This is a genomic window from Leisingera aquaemixtae, from assembly GCF_001458395.1.
Lineage (GTDB): Bacteria > Pseudomonadota > Alphaproteobacteria > Rhodobacterales > Rhodobacteraceae > Leisingera > Leisingera aquaemixtae.
On sequence record NZ_CYSR01000031.1, the window covers coordinates 339,042 to 354,772 of the forward strand.

At 64.4% G+C, this 15,731-nt stretch carries 14 protein-coding genes and 1 tRNA gene; 7 read left to right on the forward strand and 8 right to left on the reverse strand.

The genetic code is table 11. From position 1 onward, the window contains the following. Positions 1 to 24 precede the first annotated feature (24 nt). A complete protein-coding gene (locus PHA8399_RS18590) occupies positions 25 to 1,704 on the forward strand; it encodes an ABC transporter permease (RefSeq protein ID WP_058287584.1) in 1,680 nt (559 codons plus the stop codon). A gap of 51 nt (positions 1,705 to 1,755) precedes the next feature. Here PHA8399_RS18590 and PHA8399_RS18595 read toward each other — a convergent pair whose 3' ends face one another. From PHA8399_RS18595 to PHA8399_RS18610, 4 genes are all read right to left on the reverse strand, one after another. Further along, positions 1,756 to 2,616: a CobW family GTP-binding protein gene (locus PHA8399_RS18595; protein WP_058287585.1), complete on the reverse strand. Its 861-nt coding sequence runs from the start codon at positions 2,614 to 2,616 to the stop codon at positions 1,756 to 1,758. 222 nt (positions 2,617 to 2,838) lie between these two features. Beyond that, a complete protein-coding gene (locus PHA8399_RS18600; RefSeq protein WP_058287586.1) occupies positions 2,839 to 3,855 on the reverse strand; it encodes a Fe(3+) ABC transporter substrate-binding protein in 1,017 nt (338 codons plus the stop codon). 421 nt (positions 3,856 to 4,276) lie between these two features. Next, positions 4,277 to 4,402 carry a type B 50S ribosomal protein L36 gene (gene ykgO / locus PHA8399_RS18605; protein WP_005648635.1) on the reverse strand — a complete coding sequence of 42 codons (126 nt, stop codon included), beginning with the start codon at positions 4,400 to 4,402 and terminating at the stop codon, positions 4,277 to 4,279. 79 nt (positions 4,403 to 4,481) lie between these two features. Next, positions 4,482 to 4,556: transfer RNA gene (locus tag PHA8399_RS18610), tRNA-Val, on the reverse strand. A 163-nt stretch (positions 4,557 to 4,719) separates the two neighbouring features. Here PHA8399_RS18610 and PHA8399_RS18615 point away from each other — a divergent pair. Next, positions 4,720 to 5,580 carry an N-formylglutamate amidohydrolase gene (locus PHA8399_RS18615; protein WP_058287587.1) on the forward strand — a complete coding sequence of 287 codons (861 nt, stop codon included), beginning with the start codon at positions 4,720 to 4,722 and terminating at the stop codon, positions 5,578 to 5,580. Between the two features lie 18 nt (positions 5,581 to 5,598). Here the strand turns inward: PHA8399_RS18615 and PHA8399_RS18620 are convergent, their stop codons facing one another. Beyond that, positions 5,599 to 6,852 (reverse strand): DNA polymerase IV, encoded by a 1,254-nt coding sequence (locus PHA8399_RS18620; RefSeq protein ID WP_058287588.1) that lies wholly within the window; start codon positions 6,850 to 6,852, stop codon positions 5,599 to 5,601. Between the two features lie 90 nt (positions 6,853 to 6,942). On the opposite strand from PHA8399_RS18620, the gene PHA8399_RS18625 reads away from it, so the two are divergent. After that, the gene (locus tag PHA8399_RS18625; RefSeq protein ID WP_058287589.1) at positions 6,943 to 7,365 is read left to right on the forward strand and encodes an NUDIX hydrolase; all 423 of its coding nucleotides are present in this window, start codon (positions 6,943 to 6,945) and stop codon (positions 7,363 to 7,365) included. Positions 7,366 to 7,757: 392 nt separating this feature from the next. Here the strand turns inward: PHA8399_RS18625 and pyrF are convergent, their stop codons facing one another. Further along, complete coding sequence (gene pyrF / locus PHA8399_RS18630; protein ID WP_058287614.1) at positions 7,758 to 8,474, reverse strand: orotidine-5'-phosphate decarboxylase; 717 nt, start codon at positions 8,472 to 8,474, stop codon at positions 7,758 to 7,760. A gap of 351 nt (positions 8,475 to 8,825) precedes the next feature. On the opposite strand from pyrF, the gene clpB reads away from it, so the two are divergent. Together clpB and PHA8399_RS18640 are read left to right on the forward strand one after the other, a co-directional pair. Beyond that, entirely contained in the window at positions 8,826 to 11,444 is a 2,619-nt protein-coding gene (gene clpB, locus PHA8399_RS18635; protein WP_058287590.1) for an ATP-dependent chaperone ClpB, read from the forward strand. 128 nt (positions 11,445 to 11,572) lie between these two features. After that, positions 11,573 to 12,214: a TVP38/TMEM64 family protein gene (locus tag PHA8399_RS18640; RefSeq protein WP_058287591.1), complete on the forward strand. Its 642-nt coding sequence runs from the start codon at positions 11,573 to 11,575 to the stop codon at positions 12,212 to 12,214. 31 nt (positions 12,215 to 12,245) lie between these two features. On the opposite strand, the gene PHA8399_RS18645 is transcribed toward PHA8399_RS18640, so the two are convergent. Both PHA8399_RS18645 and PHA8399_RS18650 read right to left on the reverse strand, forming a co-directional pair. Beyond that, a complete protein-coding gene (locus tag PHA8399_RS18645) occupies positions 12,246 to 12,815 on the reverse strand; it encodes a hypothetical protein (protein ID WP_058287592.1) in 570 nt (189 codons plus the stop codon). Positions 12,816 to 12,905: 90 nt separating this feature from the next. After that, positions 12,906 to 13,343, reverse strand: coding sequence for a DUF302 domain-containing protein (locus PHA8399_RS18650; protein ID WP_058287593.1), 438 nt, complete (start codon positions 13,341 to 13,343; stop codon positions 12,906 to 12,908). 259 nt (positions 13,344 to 13,602) lie between these two features. On the opposite strand from PHA8399_RS18650, the gene msrP reads away from it, so the two are divergent. Together msrP and msrQ are read left to right on the forward strand one after the other, a co-directional pair. After that, positions 13,603 to 14,538 carry a protein-methionine-sulfoxide reductase catalytic subunit MsrP gene (msrP, locus tag PHA8399_RS18655; protein ID WP_058287594.1) on the forward strand — a complete coding sequence of 312 codons (936 nt, stop codon included), beginning with the start codon at positions 13,603 to 13,605 and terminating at the stop codon, positions 14,536 to 14,538. Between the two features lie 11 nt (positions 14,539 to 14,549). After that, the gene (gene msrQ / locus PHA8399_RS18660) at positions 14,550 to 15,161 is read left to right on the forward strand and encodes a protein-methionine-sulfoxide reductase heme-binding subunit MsrQ (protein WP_058287595.1); all 612 of its coding nucleotides are present in this window, start codon (positions 14,550 to 14,552) and stop codon (positions 15,159 to 15,161) included. Positions 15,162 to 15,731 lie beyond the last annotated feature (570 nt).

A 15,731-nucleotide genomic window follows, 5' to 3' on the forward strand; every position in this document is an offset into this window, starting at 1 on the left:
TCATCCGGACCCTGACTGCCACAAATGACTGCTGCCAATGATCCCATAGAATACGCCCCGCACGGGCGCCGCCGCGGCGGCAAGGGCGGTGGCGGTCTGTTTGCAGTGATGGCTTGGATCGTGGCGCTGTCCTGCCTGCTGCCGATGGTGGCGGTGGCGCTGGCCGCGGCGTTTGGGGGAACGGAGACGATCCGTCATCTGGCTGAAACCGTGCTGCCGGGCTATACGCTGACGACGCTGGCGCTGGTGGCGATGGTCGGGCTTGGCACCTTTGCCATCGGCACCGGGGCGGCCTGGCTGGTGACGATGACGCGGTTCCCCGGCGCGCGCCTCCTTGAGGTTGCGCTGGTTCTGCCGCTGGCCTTCCCGGCCTATGTTCTGGCCTATGCCTATACCCATATCCTGGACCACCCCGGCATTGTGCAGGCCACCCTGCGCGAGGTGACGGGCTGGGGCCCGCGGGATTACTGGTTCCCCGAAATCCGCTCCACCGGCGGCGCGGCCGCGATGCTGGTGCTGGTGCTGTATCCCTATGTTTACCTGCTGGCGCGGGCGGCCTTCATGCAGCAGAGCGCCGGCGCCTTCCTGGCTGCCCGGGCATTGGGCAAGAATTCCTGGCAGGCGTTCTGGATGGTTAGCCTGCCGATGGCACGGCCGGCCATTGCCTCGGGCGTGCTGCTGGCGGTGATGGAAACCATCGCGGATTTCGGCACGGTGTCCTATTTCGGAGTGCAGACCTTTGCCACCGGGATCTACACCAGCTGGTTCTCGCTCGGCGACCGGGGCGGCGCGGCGCAGCTGGCGCTGTGCCTCTTGGGCTTTGCCTTGACGCTGGCGGTGGTGGAACGCTCGACGCGCGGGAGAGCGAAGTACCACCATGCCGGCAAGCATCACACCCAGATGCCGCCGGCAGAGCTGGGCGGCATCAAGGCCGCCATGGCGGTGTTCTTTTGCGCGGTGCCGGTTGTGCTGGGATTTCTGCTGCCGGCGGCCGTGCTCTCCCTGATGAGCCTGGAGTCCGAGCAGAACCTGCTCAGCCGCCGCTATATCGGGTTCACCAGCAATTCCATCATCCTGGCCTCGGCAGCGGCCCTGCTGACGGTGGCGGCCGCGGTCTGCCTGGGCTTCTATCAGCGCCTGAGGCCCGGCAGGCTGTCCTCCGCGGCGGCCTATTTTGCCCGGCTGGGATATGCGGTGCCGGGCGGGGTGATCGCGGTGGGGCTGATTGTGCCGTTTGCGGCGTTTGACAACGCGCTGGATGCCTGGATGCGGGAGGCCTTCGGGATCCGTACCGGGCTTTTGGTGACCGGCTCGATCTGGCTGCTGGTTGCAGCCTATGGCGTGCGTTTCATGGCGGCGGCGCTGGGGGCGTATGAGGGCGGACAGGCCACAATGCACACAAACATGGACGCAGCGGCGCGCTCACTTGGGCAGGGGCCGATGGGGATGCTGCGCCGGGTGCATCTGCCGATCCTGACGCCCAGCCTGCTGACCGCACTGCTGATCGTCTTTGTCGATGTGATGAAGGAGCTGCCCGCGACGCTGATCATGCGGCCCTTCAATTTTGACACGCTGGCGGTGCAGGCGCACCGGCTGGCAGCGGATGAACGGCTGGAGGGCGCCGCTGTGCCCTCTCTGGTGATCATGGCGGTTGGCTTGCTGCCGGTGATCCTGATCTGCCGCCAGGTGGGACGGCGGCGCTAGACGCAAGGATTCGGGAAATTCCCTGGCCTGGATCGCGGCCGGGGGGACGGCTTATGCCGCCCACCAGGCTTCGATCTCGTCACGGGAAATCCGGTCTGCCGGACCCAGGCCCACCAGAACGGTTTCCTCCGCCTCGCAGCGCTTGGCCTCGACATGGCGGCCCACCACATGCAGCTCATAGGCGCCGCCGGTGGTCAGCACGAAGCCTTTCATCCGGTAGAGACCTGCGGGCCGCTCTGCCAGCTTGTCCCCCAGCGCACGCCGGTCCAGCACGGTGCGGCTGCGGTGCTGCCAGGTGGTATAGGCGGGGTGGGCGGCAACCGCGCGGCCCTTGGGCAGCGGCACAATGTCAAACAGCAGCTCCGCCACGGGAGAGCCGTTCAGAACCGTCGGAGTGCGGGCGCCGGCCGATTTCAGCGCAGCACCAAGCGAATCGGAAATCTCATCGCATTTGGTGGCGATTACCAGATCGGCTGCGCGGATTTGCTGCTCAGCCTGCGGCGCAACCAGCGGGTCGTTCAGCAGCATTTGCGCATGTTCCGCATCCACCAGGGTGACGATCCCGCCATAGCTGAGGCCGTTTTCATTGAGAACGGAATTGGCGATGGCAACCGGGTCGGAAATGCCGCTGGCTTCGATCACCACATGGTCCGGGTGTTCGGGGCGGTTCAGCACCTCCCGCAGCGCCACTGCCAGGTCGGCGCCCATAGTGCAGCAGACGCAGCCATTAGTGAGAGTGATCTTGCCGCCGTCCGTGTCCTGGATCAGTGCGTCGTCGATATTGACCGCGCCGAAGTCATTCACGATCACGGCCAGCTTCTGCCCGTGATCCTCGGCCAGCAGCCTGTTGATCAGGGTGGTCTTGCCCGCACCCAGATACCCGCTGATAATCGTTACTGGCAACCGGTTCATAAGCTCTGGTCCCCCAGAGCGCGGCGTGCTCCTGACGGCATGTTTCCCCCCGAATTTTAAGATGCGCGAACGTATAGGCGTCAGGCGTAAACGGGTCTAGGAAAAGCTGGCGGGGCTTTGAACTTTTGCCGCCAAACAGCAGCTGGGCCACACGGGCCCCGGGCAGAGGTAAAAAAGCGCGGCTGGGGGGCCGCGCTTTCCCGGTTTTTGTGCGGGCTGGTGTTACTTCCAGCCTACGTCGTTAAAGATCTTCTGTGCCTCGGGCAGGTTCCTGGCGACCTCCGACAGGTTCACGTCGTCCGGCTTGAAATGGCCAAGCGCTGCAATGGACGGGGCCAGGCCAACGCCCGGAACCGCCGGGTATTCGTCATTGCCGGCCGAGAAATACGCTTGGGCGGAATCGCTGGCGAGGTATTCCAGGAACTTGATGGCGTTGTCTTTGTTCGGGGCGTGCACGGCGACCCCGCCGCCGGACAGGTTCATATGCGCGCCTTCGGTGTTCTGCGAGGGGAACAACCAGCCGATCTGGTCGCGGTTTTCCGACACGCCCTTGACGTCTTTGCGGATCGAGCGGGCGAAGTAATAGCTGTTCGCCACGGCGATATCGCATTCGCCGGAAACCAGGCCGCGAATCTGGTCGGTGTCGCCGCCTTGCGGGTCGCGGGCCATGTTGGCGACGACGCCTTCGGCCCAGCTGCGTGCGGTGCCGGCGCCGTGATGGGTCACGATCGAGGCCAGCAGGGTCTGGTTGTAAGTGTTCTTGGAGGAGCGGATGCAGACCTTGCCCTTATAGGCGGGGTCGGCCAGGTCCAGGTAGGTCAGCGGCGGATTGGCGACCTCGTCCTTGTCGTAGAAGATGATCCGCGAGCGCTGGCTGAAGCCGAACCACTGGTTGTCCTCGTCCTGCAGATAGCCGGGCACGCGGGCCTCCAGCACATCGCTTTCGATGCTTTGCAGCACGCCTGCATCCTTGGCCCGGGTCAGGCGGGAGGTGTCGACGGTGATCAGAATGTCGGCGGGAGAGTTTTCGCCTTCGGCTGTCATCCGGGCAATCAGCTCATCCGCGTTGCCTTCGATGCGGTTGATGGTGATGCCGGTGGCCTCTTCGAACTCCGAGTAGAGCTGCTCATCGGTGTCGTAGTGACGCGAGGAATAGATATTCAGCTCGCCCTCGGCGGCGGCAGCGGTGGCAACGGCAGCGGTCAGTGCGCCGGCCAGTACGGTGGTAGCTTTCAGCATGTGATGTCCCGTTTGTTAATGGCTCTTTTCCGACTGAAATAGTCAATTAAAGAAATCTTCGCCGGATGCAATGAATTTCCGACAAAAGAAATCGGATAACTTGCCGCAGCACTGCTTGGGCTGGCGGTTGGGGTTTTTACAGGTCCGGCGCTGCTGTTGCTGGTTTGCGCGCGGCAGGGCGGCCTGCAGGCCAGCAGCCTCTCCCGCCCGTCGCTGGACTTTTGGCAAAGTCCGCTCCCTTTGGGCGTGGCACCGCGCAAGGCGCGGTGCCACGCCCAAGGCCGCCAAGTAGTGCCCAGCGGCAGCCGGGGGGATCTGCGGGCGCGGGAGGGCTTTCTTGGCTGATTTGTAAAACACAGCCTCAAAACGCAAAAAAACCGCATCGGATGATGCGGTTTTCTGTAAGTCGCTGTGTCGGATCTTAACCCTGGCGCGCTTTGAACTTGCGCTGGGTCTTGTTGATCACGTAAACGCGGCCTTTGCGGCGCACAACCCGGCAATCGCGGTGCCGGTTCTTCAGCGAACGGAGCGAGTTCTTGACCTTCATGGTCTCTCTCCTTGTCTGCGGCGCGAACCAGCGCCTGGGTTAGCGGGTGCCGTGGCCGTGGCCAGGGCAGTGAATGGAATGGTGGGCGATACAAGGATCGAACTTGTGACCCCTTCGATGTCAACGAAGTGCTCTACCGCTGAGCTAATCGCCCACTCTGGCCTGCGCGCCATTCCTGCCCCTTAGAAGTGAAAGGGGCGCGGGGTGCCGCGCCGGTGAGGGGGTCTATAAATAGAGTCGCGCAGAGGTGCAAGAGCTTTTGACCGCAGAAATTTCCGCGATATGCTGTTTCTTGCACAAGAAGCACCGGAGCAAGGATGCCTGATACAGCGTTTTTCGTGATTTCCCCGCAGAAACTGGCCTCTGCGGTGGTTTTTGCCTCTCCCCACAGCGGTACCGATTACAGCGATTCCTTTCTGGCACAGTCGATTCTGGGGCGGAAAACCATCCGAAGCTCGGAGGACGCTTTTGTCGACCAGCTGTTCCAGGCGGCGCCGGAGTTCGGCGCGCCGCTGCTGACCGCGGTCAAGCCGCGGGCCTTTCTGGACCTGAACCGCTCGCCCGATGAGCTGGACCCGGCGGTGATCGACGGGGTGCAGCGGCGCGGGCAGAATCCGCGGGTGGCGTCAGGCCTTGGAGTGATTCCCCGGGTGGTGGCCAACGGGCGCGCGATTTACCGGGGCAAGCTGACCCTGGCCGAGGCGGAGCAGCGGATCAGTTGTTACTGGCACCCTTATCACCAAGCGCTGAAAGGGCTTCTGGAGCAGGCGCACCGGCGTTTCGGGCAGGCAATTCTGGTCGACTGCCACTCGATGCCGCATGAGGCGATCGACACCATGGCGCCAACCGGCACCGGCAAGCCGGAGGTGGTGCTGGGCGACCGGTTCGGCGCTGCGGCAGACAGCAGCGTGGTCGACCGGATCGAGGCGGCCTTTGCCGCGGCAGGACTGAAAGTGGCCCGCAATACGCCGTTTGCCGGGGCCTATATCGCCCAGACCTACGGCCGGCCGTCGCGGCGCCAGCACGCGGTCCAGATCGAGATCGACCGGGCGCTTTACATGGATGAGGCGAACATCCGGCCAAATGCAAATTTCGAGCCGCTGCAGAAGCTGCTGCGCCAGGTGACTGCTGAGATTGCGGCGATCGGGCAGAAGGAGATGCCGCTGGCGGCGGAGTGACCGGGTGCGGTGCGAGGCCTACCGCAGGGCGCGGCCTTTCAGAATCGCTCCCTCGCCGAACCGTTTCCGGATCGCATCCGTGGCGCGTTCCGCCTCTGCCCGTTTGCCGGCCTGCGGATCGAGCAGGTCCCCGCTCTCATCGGCCTGCGATTCGGGCACCAGGTCCGAAATCCCGCAGCCCAGCAGCCGGTAGGGGCCTTCATTGCCCACCTGGTCGAGCAGGCCGCGGGCGGTGCGGTAGATCCGGTCGGCAATCTGGGTGGGGCTGCGCAATGTAACCCGCCGGGTCAGCGCCGAATGATTGGCGCGCTTCAGTTTGAGGGTGACAACCCGGCCCGCCAGCTCTCGTGCCTTGGCCCGGTCCGAGACCTTTTCGGCTAGCCGCCACAAATGGCCGTCGAGCACCTCCAGGCTGGCGGTGTCCTCAAAGAAAGTGGTTTCATTGGAGATCGACTTGACCGGCGCATTGGCTGAAACCCGGCGCCGGTCCTGACCGCGGGCCAGGTGCCAGAGCCGGTCGCCCATGGAACCGAAACGGCTGTGCAGCGCCTCGCGGTCCCAGCGCAACAGGTCGGAGAAGGTGCGGATGCCAGCCTTGTCCAGGCTGGCCTGTGCGGCGGGGCCGATGCCCCAGATCAGGCGCACCGGTTTGCCGCGCAGGAAATCGTCTGTCTCTGCCTTGCCGATCACCGAAAACCCGCGCGGCTTGTCGAGGTCGGAGGCGACCTTTGCCAGGAACTTGTTGTGGCTGAGCCCGATGGAGCCGGTGACGCCCAGTTCGTCTTTCATCCGCTTGACCAGCCGCGCCAGCATCACCGCAGGCGGCGCGCCGTGCAGTTTTTCGGTGCCAGTGAGGTCCATGAAGGCCTCGTCCAGCGACAGCGGCTCCACATCCGGGGTCAGCTCATTCATCATCTTGCGGATCTCGCGGCTGACCTCGACGTAGGCGCTCATCCGCGGCTTGATCACCACCGCATCGGGGCAAAGCTTCAGCGCCTGGAACATCGGCATGGCAGAGCGCACGCCGCGGATGCGGGCGACATAGCAGGCGGTGGAAACCACCCCGCGCTTGCCGCCGCCAATGATCACCGGCTTGGTGGCCAGTTCCGGATTGTCGCGTTTTTCGACGCTGGCGTAGAAGGCGTCGCAGTCCATATGGGCGATGGTGAGGGAGAACAGCTCCTCATGCGCCTTGATCCGCGGGCTGCTGCAATGGGGGCAGCGCCGGGCGGGGAGGATCTGGCTCAGGCAGTCTCGGCAGAGGGCTTGCATGGTTTGTGGCGTGCTGTGGTTGTGGTGGGAAAAGTTTAGCTTGCGGCGGAGGGCTTGTCTTTAGCGCGGCGGATCGCCAAGTGACAGACCATGACATCAGCAGGCGAAGATTTTGCCGGTGCCAAACTGGCGGTGTTTCTAGGGCAGAACCTGCTGGTCATCCAGCGGGATGACAGGCCTGATATTCCCTATCCGGGCCATTGGGACCTGCCGGGCGGCGGCCGTGAAGCGGGCGAAACCCCGATAGCCTGCGCGCTGCGGGAAACACGGGAAGAGGTCGGGCTGGTGCTGCCGCCGGAGCTGCTGATCTGGTCCCGGGTGTACCAGCGGCCGCACGGGCGGGTTTGGTTCTTTGCAGCACATCTGCCTGCGGCGGCGGCTGGCGATGTCCGGTTCGGGGATGAAGGGCAGGGCTGGGCGCTGATGGCGCCGGAGGCCTATTGCGCGCACCCGTTGGCAGTGCCGCATTTCGCCGTGCAGCTGCGCCGGTATCTGGAGGCATGCGCCGGATAGCAGGGCCTGAAAGAAAGATCCCCCGCTGGAATGCGGGGGAAGGTGACGGGCCTCAGGAAGAAGAGCCCGTCTGGGGAGTGTCTCATCCGCAGAATCGCGCAGCCGCTGCCGTTTCGCAAAGTTTGCGGTCCCGGGCGGCGGCGGCGGCTTTTTCCGGTGTGCCTTCCGGGTCACAGGACGATTTGGCGCAGAAGTTGGTGCCGCGGCAGGTTTCGCCAGTGAAAAGAGCGTGTTGACGCTGGGTAAACTGAAGGGTGGGCGGCAGGGCGCGCGGAATAGATGTGTCCGCCGTACATTTTTATTCCTGCCTATTTTTTGGGCAAAGGCCTGGTTGTGCCGTCTGCGGCGCAGGCGCTTTTGTGCTGCCGGCCGCCTTGGCCGCGCAGTTTCAGTCAGGCCTGCGTGCCGGCCAGTTCGGCCAGGATGGCCTCAGCCGCGGCGCGGGGGCTTTCTGCTGTCCAGATCGGGCGGCCCACGACGATATGGTCTGCGCCGTCTGCGATGGCGGACGCCGGGGTGGCGACGCGTTTCTGGTCGCCCAAGGCGGCTCCGGCGGGGCGGACGCCCGGGGTGACGATCAGCTTGCCCTCCGCCTCGGGCAGAGCGCGGATCAGCGCGGCCTCCTGCGGGCTGGCGATCACGCCGTCAGCGCCGGCGGCGAAGGCGTTGCCTGCGCGCTCCAGGACCAGGTCCTGCACCGTGCCCTGCTTGATCAGCGCCCCGTCCAGATCCTGGCGGTCGAGCGAGGTGAGGATGGTGACGGCGAGGATCTTGAGGTCCTTGCCAGCCGCGCCTTCCTTGGCGGCGCGCACCACGTACGGGTCGCCATGCACGGTGAGGAAGTCGATGTCGAACTGCGCGAGGCCCCGCACCGCGTTTTCCACGGTGGCGCCGATGTCGAACAGTTTCATGTCGAGGAAAATGCGCTTGCCGTGCTCCTGCTTCAGCTCATTGGCCAGCGCCAGGCCGCCGCCAGTCAGCATACCAAGGCCGATCTTGTAAAAGGAGACCGCATCGCCCAGCTGTTCGGCGAGCTGCAGCCCTGCCAGGGCGTTGGGGACGTCCATGGCAACAATCAGGCGGTCGTCGGCGCGCGGGGCTTGGGTCATGGGATCGTCCTTTGTGGCAGCTGTGGCGTGAAACTGGCGTTTCATACGCAAGGGGCGGGCATTCGGCAAGGTGGCGCCGCGGCAGGCGGGCGCTCCCGCATCTGAACAGGCCCCGGACGGGGCCTATTGCAGATTTTGGGCCCGGCGCCGCGCTGCTGCGCGGCGCGGCTGCGTCCGGGGCTGCGGGCAGGGGGCAAAGTTGACGCAGGTCAGGGATTTCCTCACCTTTTGCGGGCATGATGATCTTGAAGCGGCGGCAACGCTTCCCACATCTAATGCCGAGGCCCGGACCGGGGCGTGCCGCAAAGCGGGCGCTGCCAGCAACGCGGGCGCTTGAAAAAGGAGAGCAAGATGGACTTGAACAAGTTCACGGAGCGTGCACGGGGGTTCGTGCAGGCAGCGCAGACGATTGCGATGCGCGAGGGGCACCAGCGGCTGGTGCCAGAGCATATTCTGAAAGCATTGATGGACGACGATCAGGGGCTGGCAAGCAACCTGATCTCCCGCGCGGGCGGTGTGCCTGCACGCGTCGCAGAGGCCGTTGATGCGGCTGTTGCCAAGCAGCCCAAGGTGAGCGGCGATGCCGCGCAGATCTATCTGGACGGGCAAACCGCCAAGGTGCTGGATGAGGCCGCCAGGATTGCCGAAAAGGCGGGCGACAGCTTTGTGCCGGTGGAACGGCTGCTGATGGCGCTGTGCATGGTGAAATCCAAGGCCAAAGAGGCGCTGGAGGCGGGCGAAGTGTCCGCCCAAAAGCTCAACGAGGCGATCAACGATATCCGCAAGGGGCGCACAGCCGACTCGGCAACCGCCGAGGAAGGCTATGACGCGCTGAAGAAATACGCCCGCGACCTGACCGAAGCGGCGCGCGAGGGCAAGATCGACCCGATCATCGGGCGGGACGAGGAAATCCGCCGCTCAATGCAGGTGCTGTCGCGCCGGACCAAGAACAATCCGGTGCTGATCGGTGAGCCGGGCGTGGGTAAGACCGCGATTGCCGAGGGCATGGCACTGCGCATCATCAACGGCGATGTGCCGGAATCCCTGCGCGACAAGAAGCTCTTGGCGCTCGACATGGGGGCGCTGATTGCCGGTGCGAAATACCGTGGCGAGTTCGAGGAGCGGCTGAAGGCGGTGCTGACCGAAGTCACCGAAGCTGCGGGTGAGATCATCCTGTTCATCGATGAGATGCACACGCTGGTCGGCGCGGGCAAATCGGATGGCGCCATGGATGCGGCCAACCTGATCAAGCCGGCGCTGGCGCGCGGCGAGCTGCATTGCATCGGCGCCACCACGCTGGATGAATACCGCAAGTACGTTGAGAAGGATGCAGCCCTGGCCCGCCGGTTCCAGCCGGTGATGGTGACGGAGCCGACGGTGGAGGACACCGTGTCGATCCTGCGCGGCATCAAGGAGAAGTATGAGCTGCACCACGGGGTGCGCATTGCCGATGCGGCACTGGTTGCGGCGGCGACGCTGTCGAACCGCTATATCACCGACCGCTTCCTGCCGGACAAGGCGATCGACCTGATGGACGAGGCCGCCTCCCGCCTGCGGATGCAGGTGGATTCGAAGCCGGAAAAGCTGGATGCGCTGGACCGTCAGATCCTGCAGTTGCAGATCGAGGAAGAGGCGCTGAAGCTGGAGGAGGATGCCGCCTCCAAGGACCGGCTGGAAAAGCTGAAAAAGGAACTCTCGGACCTGCAGGAGCAGTCCGCGGAGATGACCGCGCAGTGGCAGTCGGAGCGCGACAAGCTGGCCTCGGCCCGCGACCTGAAGGAGCAGCTGGACCGCGCCCGCGCGGAGCTCGACATTGCCAAGCGGGAGGGCAATCTGGCCAAGGCCGGTGAGCTGTCCTACGGCGTTATCCCGGGGCTGGAGAAGCAGCTGGCCGGTGCCGAGCAGAAGGAAGAGCAGGGGCTGATGGTCGAGGAGGCCGTGCGCCCCGAGCAGATCGCCGCTGTGGTCGAGCGCTGGACCGGTATTCCGACCTCCAAGATGCTGGAGGGCGAGCGCGACAAGCTGCTGCGCATGGAAGATGAACTGCACCGCCGGGTGATCGGCCAGAATACGGCTGTCACCGCGGTCGCCAACTCGGTGCGCCGGGCGCGGGCGGGTCTGAATGACGAGAACCGGCCGCTGGGCTCGTTCCTGTTCCTCGGTCCGACCGGCGTGGGTAAGACCGAGCTGACCAAAGCGGTTGCCGGCTTCCTGTTTGACGACGAGCACGCGATGGTGCGGATCGACATGTCGGAATACATGGAGAAGCACTCGGTCGCCCGGCTGATCGGCGCGCCTCCGGGCTATGTCGGCTATGACGAGGGCGGGGCGCTGACCGAGGCCGTTCGCCGCCGTCCCTATCAGGTGGTGCTGTTCGACGAGGTCGAAAAGGCGCATCCCGACGTGTTCAACGTGCTGCTGCAGGTGCTGGACGACGGTATGCTGACCGATGGCCAGGGCCGCACCGTCGACTTTAAGCAGACGCTGATTGTGCTGACTTCGAACCTTGGCGCGCAGGCGCTGAGCCAGCTGCCGGACGGGGCCGATGCCTCGGAGGCCAAGCGCGACGTGATGGATGCGGTGCGGGCCCACTTCCGGCCCGAGTTCCTGAACCGTCTGGATGAAACCATCATCTTTGACCGCCTGAACCGCAAGGACATGGACGGCATCGTCGAGATCCAGCTGGCCCGGCTGCTCAAGCGGCTGGCGGGGCGCAAGATCACGCTGGAGGTGGACGAGGCGGCCAAGACCTGGCTGGCGGATGAGGGCTATGACCCGGTGTTCGGCGCCCGGCCGCTGAAGCGGGTGATCCAGCGCGCGCTGCAGAACCCGCTGGCCGAGGCCCTTCTGGGCGGCGAGATCAAGGACGGCGACACCGTCCCGGTCACGGCCGGCAGCGAGGGGCTGATCATCGGCGAGCGGCTGGGGACCAGCGGCAGGCCGCGTCCCGACGATGCCGTTGTGCATTAACACCAGAACCTGAACCGAAAAGGCCCGCCCTGAGTGGCGGGCCTTTTCATGTCTGCCGAACGGCGCGTTTTGCGGTCGTGGCGATAAGCGCTAGACTGGCAGCTGTTCCTAACGCAGGCGCCGGTTCCATGATGCATTCCGGGCGCAGAGCGGCCTTTGCCGCATTCCTCCTCGTGCTGCTGTGCGGTGCGCTGGCGGCCTTTGTGCTGGATGGGCAGGCGCGCCCGGTGGAGGAGATGGCGGCTTGGCTGCGCAGCACGGGCGCCTGGGCGCCGCTGGCAGTGATCGTTCTGATGGTGGTGCATTCCTTTGTGCCGTTTCCGGCGGAAATCCTGGCGCTGTGCGCGGGGGCACTCTTTGGCACGCTGCTGGGGGCGGTGCTGATCTGGGCCGGGGCAATGCTTGGCGCGCTGGTGGCCTTTGGGCTGGCGCGCCGTCTGGGGCAGGAGACGGTCCGGTCCTGGCTCAGCGAGGCGAAGGCGCGGCAGCTGGATGCCTGGACCGAGGAGCGGGGCGCCCTGGCGCTGCTGGCCGCGCGTCTTATCCCGGTGATCGCCTTCAACCTGATCAATTACGCCGCAGGACTGACCCGGGTCCGTCTTTGGACCTTTGTGTGGACCACGGCGCTGGGCATTCTGCCGGTGACGCTGCTGTGCACGTGGTTCGGGGCGCAGATGCTGGACATGGACTGGCCGGTGCTGGCGGCGGTTTCAGCTGGGCTGCTGATTGTCCTGGTTGTCATGCACCGGCTGGCGCGGCCTTGGATCTGAAACCAGGCCGGGCAATGCGGAATAGCGGGGATTAACTGCCCGCCGCCGCTTCCTTCTCCATCCGCCGCTCATACTTCCGGCGCAGGACCTCCAGACGCGGCTCCCAGTTGTAGCGGGGGTCCTCAGTGGTAGCCGACCAGTAGAGCTTGCCGCCATAGCGCCAGGGATCAAGCACGATGCCGTCATATATGCCATCGCCGTTGGCGGCGATCACCGCGGTGCTGTGGTCGATGCGGAAATCGCTTTTCGGCTCGGCAATGGCGCGCAGCATAGAAAGCGTTTGAAAGTTCTCCTGGTTGAGGCGCGCCTGCATGTCCTCGGCGTAGTGAACGCAGACGCCGCGCGCCTTGACGCCGCTGTTCACCAGTGTGTTGTGGATGATCGGCGAGGTGGTGACATCGTACTGCTTGGCCAGCTGGGCAGAGTAGCTGTAGGCGATTTCTGCTGCGCGGCGCGCCTCGTCCGGGTCGACCCCGGTATCCAGCGACTGCAGAGCGAGAGACAGCTCTTCGACATCGTTCTTGGTTGCAGTGGGAGGCGTGCCGCAGCCAGCCAGCGTTGCCGCTGCCAGTATCATCAGGGAAGCGAGGTAGGATTTCATAAATGCTCTGCCCGTGCCGGAAATTCTGTTTCCGGCCAGCATACTGAAATCATACGGGCAGTGCAGCGGGGAAAATTCCCGGCCGGCGGATTATTCCTCGATCGCGTCCTGGACGATACCGTCCAGCAGGTCCTGGATCACCTGCATCTCTCCCTCGGGGAAGGAGCGGAACCCGATGGTGACCTCCTGCGTGTCCGGCAGCTGGGCCACGAAGATGTTATAGGGGCAGAAGGAGATATTCATCGGATCCGCCTCCATCACCTCGCGCGACAGCTGGGCGGAGCAGAAGGAGAACACCTGCGCGTTCTGAAACAACACCACGTCAGAGCCGACATCGGCGCGGGTGCGCTCCAGCATATCGCCCACATGGCTCACGTGGTCGACCACCAGCCCGCGGTTGGTGATGGCACTTTCCAGGCCGAAGATCACGTCGTCATAGGCCAGCTCTGTGGTGTAGAGCGCGGCCTCCTGCGCTGCGGCGGTTTGGGCGATGAGGGCGAGGGCTGCTGCGGCGATGCGCTTTTTCACGGTTCGTCTCCCTGGATGGCCGCCGGGCGGAAGTGCCGGCGCGGCCGGTTGTGTTAAACATATTTTGATGTTTGCATGGGATGGGCCGGCCCGTCACCGGGAAAATTGCCGCGGTGCCTTTTTCCTGCCTCCCGCGTTGACCGCCGGTAAAGCCGCGAGCGTTACGTTACAGAACTCTCGCGCAGTCGTGACAGGATATGTTTTGGGTTTTGCACGGGGTGCCGCTACCTCAGATGTGACAGAAAATCAGGAGAGCTGGATGGCCCGCCGCTGGACCAACAAATTGACCCTTGCAGATGCAACCCCGCAAGCTGCGTTCTGGAACCGCCGCCGGATCATGGCCGGGCTTGCGGGCAGCGGTCTGGCCGCGGCGCTGGGCAGCCAGGCACAGGCGGAACTGGCACAGGCGGAACAGGCCGGGGCGGACCAGGTGCTGGAGCCCAACACCTGGGAGGAGGTGACCAGCTACTGCAATTTCTATGAGTTCGGCACCGGCAAGGGGGACCCCTCCGAATATGCCGGCCGGATGACCACTGACCCCTGGAGTGTTGCCATCGACGGGATGGTGGACAAGCCCGGTGAGTATTCCTTTGAGCAGATTCTGGGTGAAATGACCCTGGAGGAGCGCATCTACCGGTTCCGCTGTGTCGAGGCGTGGTCGATGGTGGTGCCTTGGCAGGGGTTCGAACTGGCCGACCTGCTGACCCTGGCGGGCGTGCAGGAAGGTGCAAAATACGTGGCCTTCGAGACCTTGTACCGGCCGTCCGAAATGCCGGGCACCGCTTATAAGGTGCTTGACTGGCCCTACCGCGAAGGGCTGCGCCTGGACGAGGCGATGCACCCGCTGACGATCATGGCAACCGGCGTGTTCGGTCAGCCGCTGCCCAACCAGAACGGCGCGCCGCTGCGGCTGGTGGTGCCATGGAAATATGGCTTCAAGTCGATCAAGTCGGTGGTGCGGATCACCTTGACCGATCAAGAGCCGCCAACCAGCTGGAATATGGCCAACCCGCGCGAATACGGCTTCTACAGTAATGTGAACCCGGATGTCTCGCATCCGCGCTGGAGCCAGGCCAGCGAGCGCCGCATCGGCGGGGGGCTGTTTGCCCGCCGCCAGCCGACGCTGATGTTCAATGGATATGAGGCCGAGGTAGCCGCCCTTTATGAAGGCATGGACCTGAGCGAGTATTTCTGAGGAGGCCGCGGATGGCGTTTGCAAACCAGCTTATCCGGCGCCTGCCCGTCTGGGCGGTCTACCTTCTGGGCGCGCTGCCGGCGCCCTGGCTGTTTTATCTTGGCCTGACCGGCGGCCTTGGCGTGGAACCGGTCAAGGCGCTGGAGCATAAATACGGGGAACTGGCGCTGCAGCTCCTGATCCTGACGCTGGCCATCTCTCCGCTGCGCCGCCTGCTGGGTCTCAACCTGCTGAAGTTCCGCCGGGCGGCCGGGCTGCTGTGCTTCTTTTACGTCCTGTGCCATCTGCTGGTCTGGCTGGTGCTGGATGTGCAGATCCTGGGCCAGATCCTTACCGATATTGCCAAGCGGCCCTATATCACCATCGGCATGGGCGCCTTTGTCCTGATGCTGCCGCTGGCCTTGACCTCCAGCAATCTTGCTGTCCGCAAGCTTGGCCGCGCCTGGTCCCGGCTGCACCGGCTGACCTATGCCGCTGCGGTGCTTGGGGCTGCGCACTATGTAATGCTGTCAAAAGGGTTCCAGATCGAGCCGCTGATTTACCTGGGGCTTGTGCTGTTTCTGCTGGCGCTGCGTCTGGCCGGCAGCCGCTGGCTGAGACAGGCCGCGGGCGTGGGCGTCTAAGGCCGGACCTGTATACGAGGCTTTTGGAAGACTCATGGAGGGGCAGCCATTTGGCTGCCCTTCTTGTTTGCGACTGCGCTGTTTGTCCTTTGGCCGGTTTGGCCTGGCGATTCCGGGCGGGCGGAGGGGGTTTGGGGGGTGTTTGTTGCGATTCCGGGGTGGTGAGTCTGTGGATAAGGGGTGCCGAGTCTGTGGGTAAGTGGGGCGGGCGCCTTTTCGGGGGTGTTTGGTGCGGTTTGCGGGGCGGGGGTGGGGCGGAAAGAGGGTCAGGGGTGCTGACTTTGTTTTGGTGTAAGTGGTTGATTTTATTTGATTCGTGATTTTTCTTTGCGGAATTCTGCGTTTTTCTGAATTTTGGGGTTGCGGGTCTGCGGGGGTATCCGTAAAAGCCCCCTCACCGGCGGCGCTGAGGCGCAGCTGAGACACACCGGACGGGACGCTGAGCCAGACAGGGCGACGCGGTAACGGATCGGGAAACACACCGGAGAGACGGTGGGACACGCTGGAGAGACGGTGGCATCTGAGGGTTTGAAGAGGCGGGCGCGCCGGAAGATTGGCGCATCGGTCTGG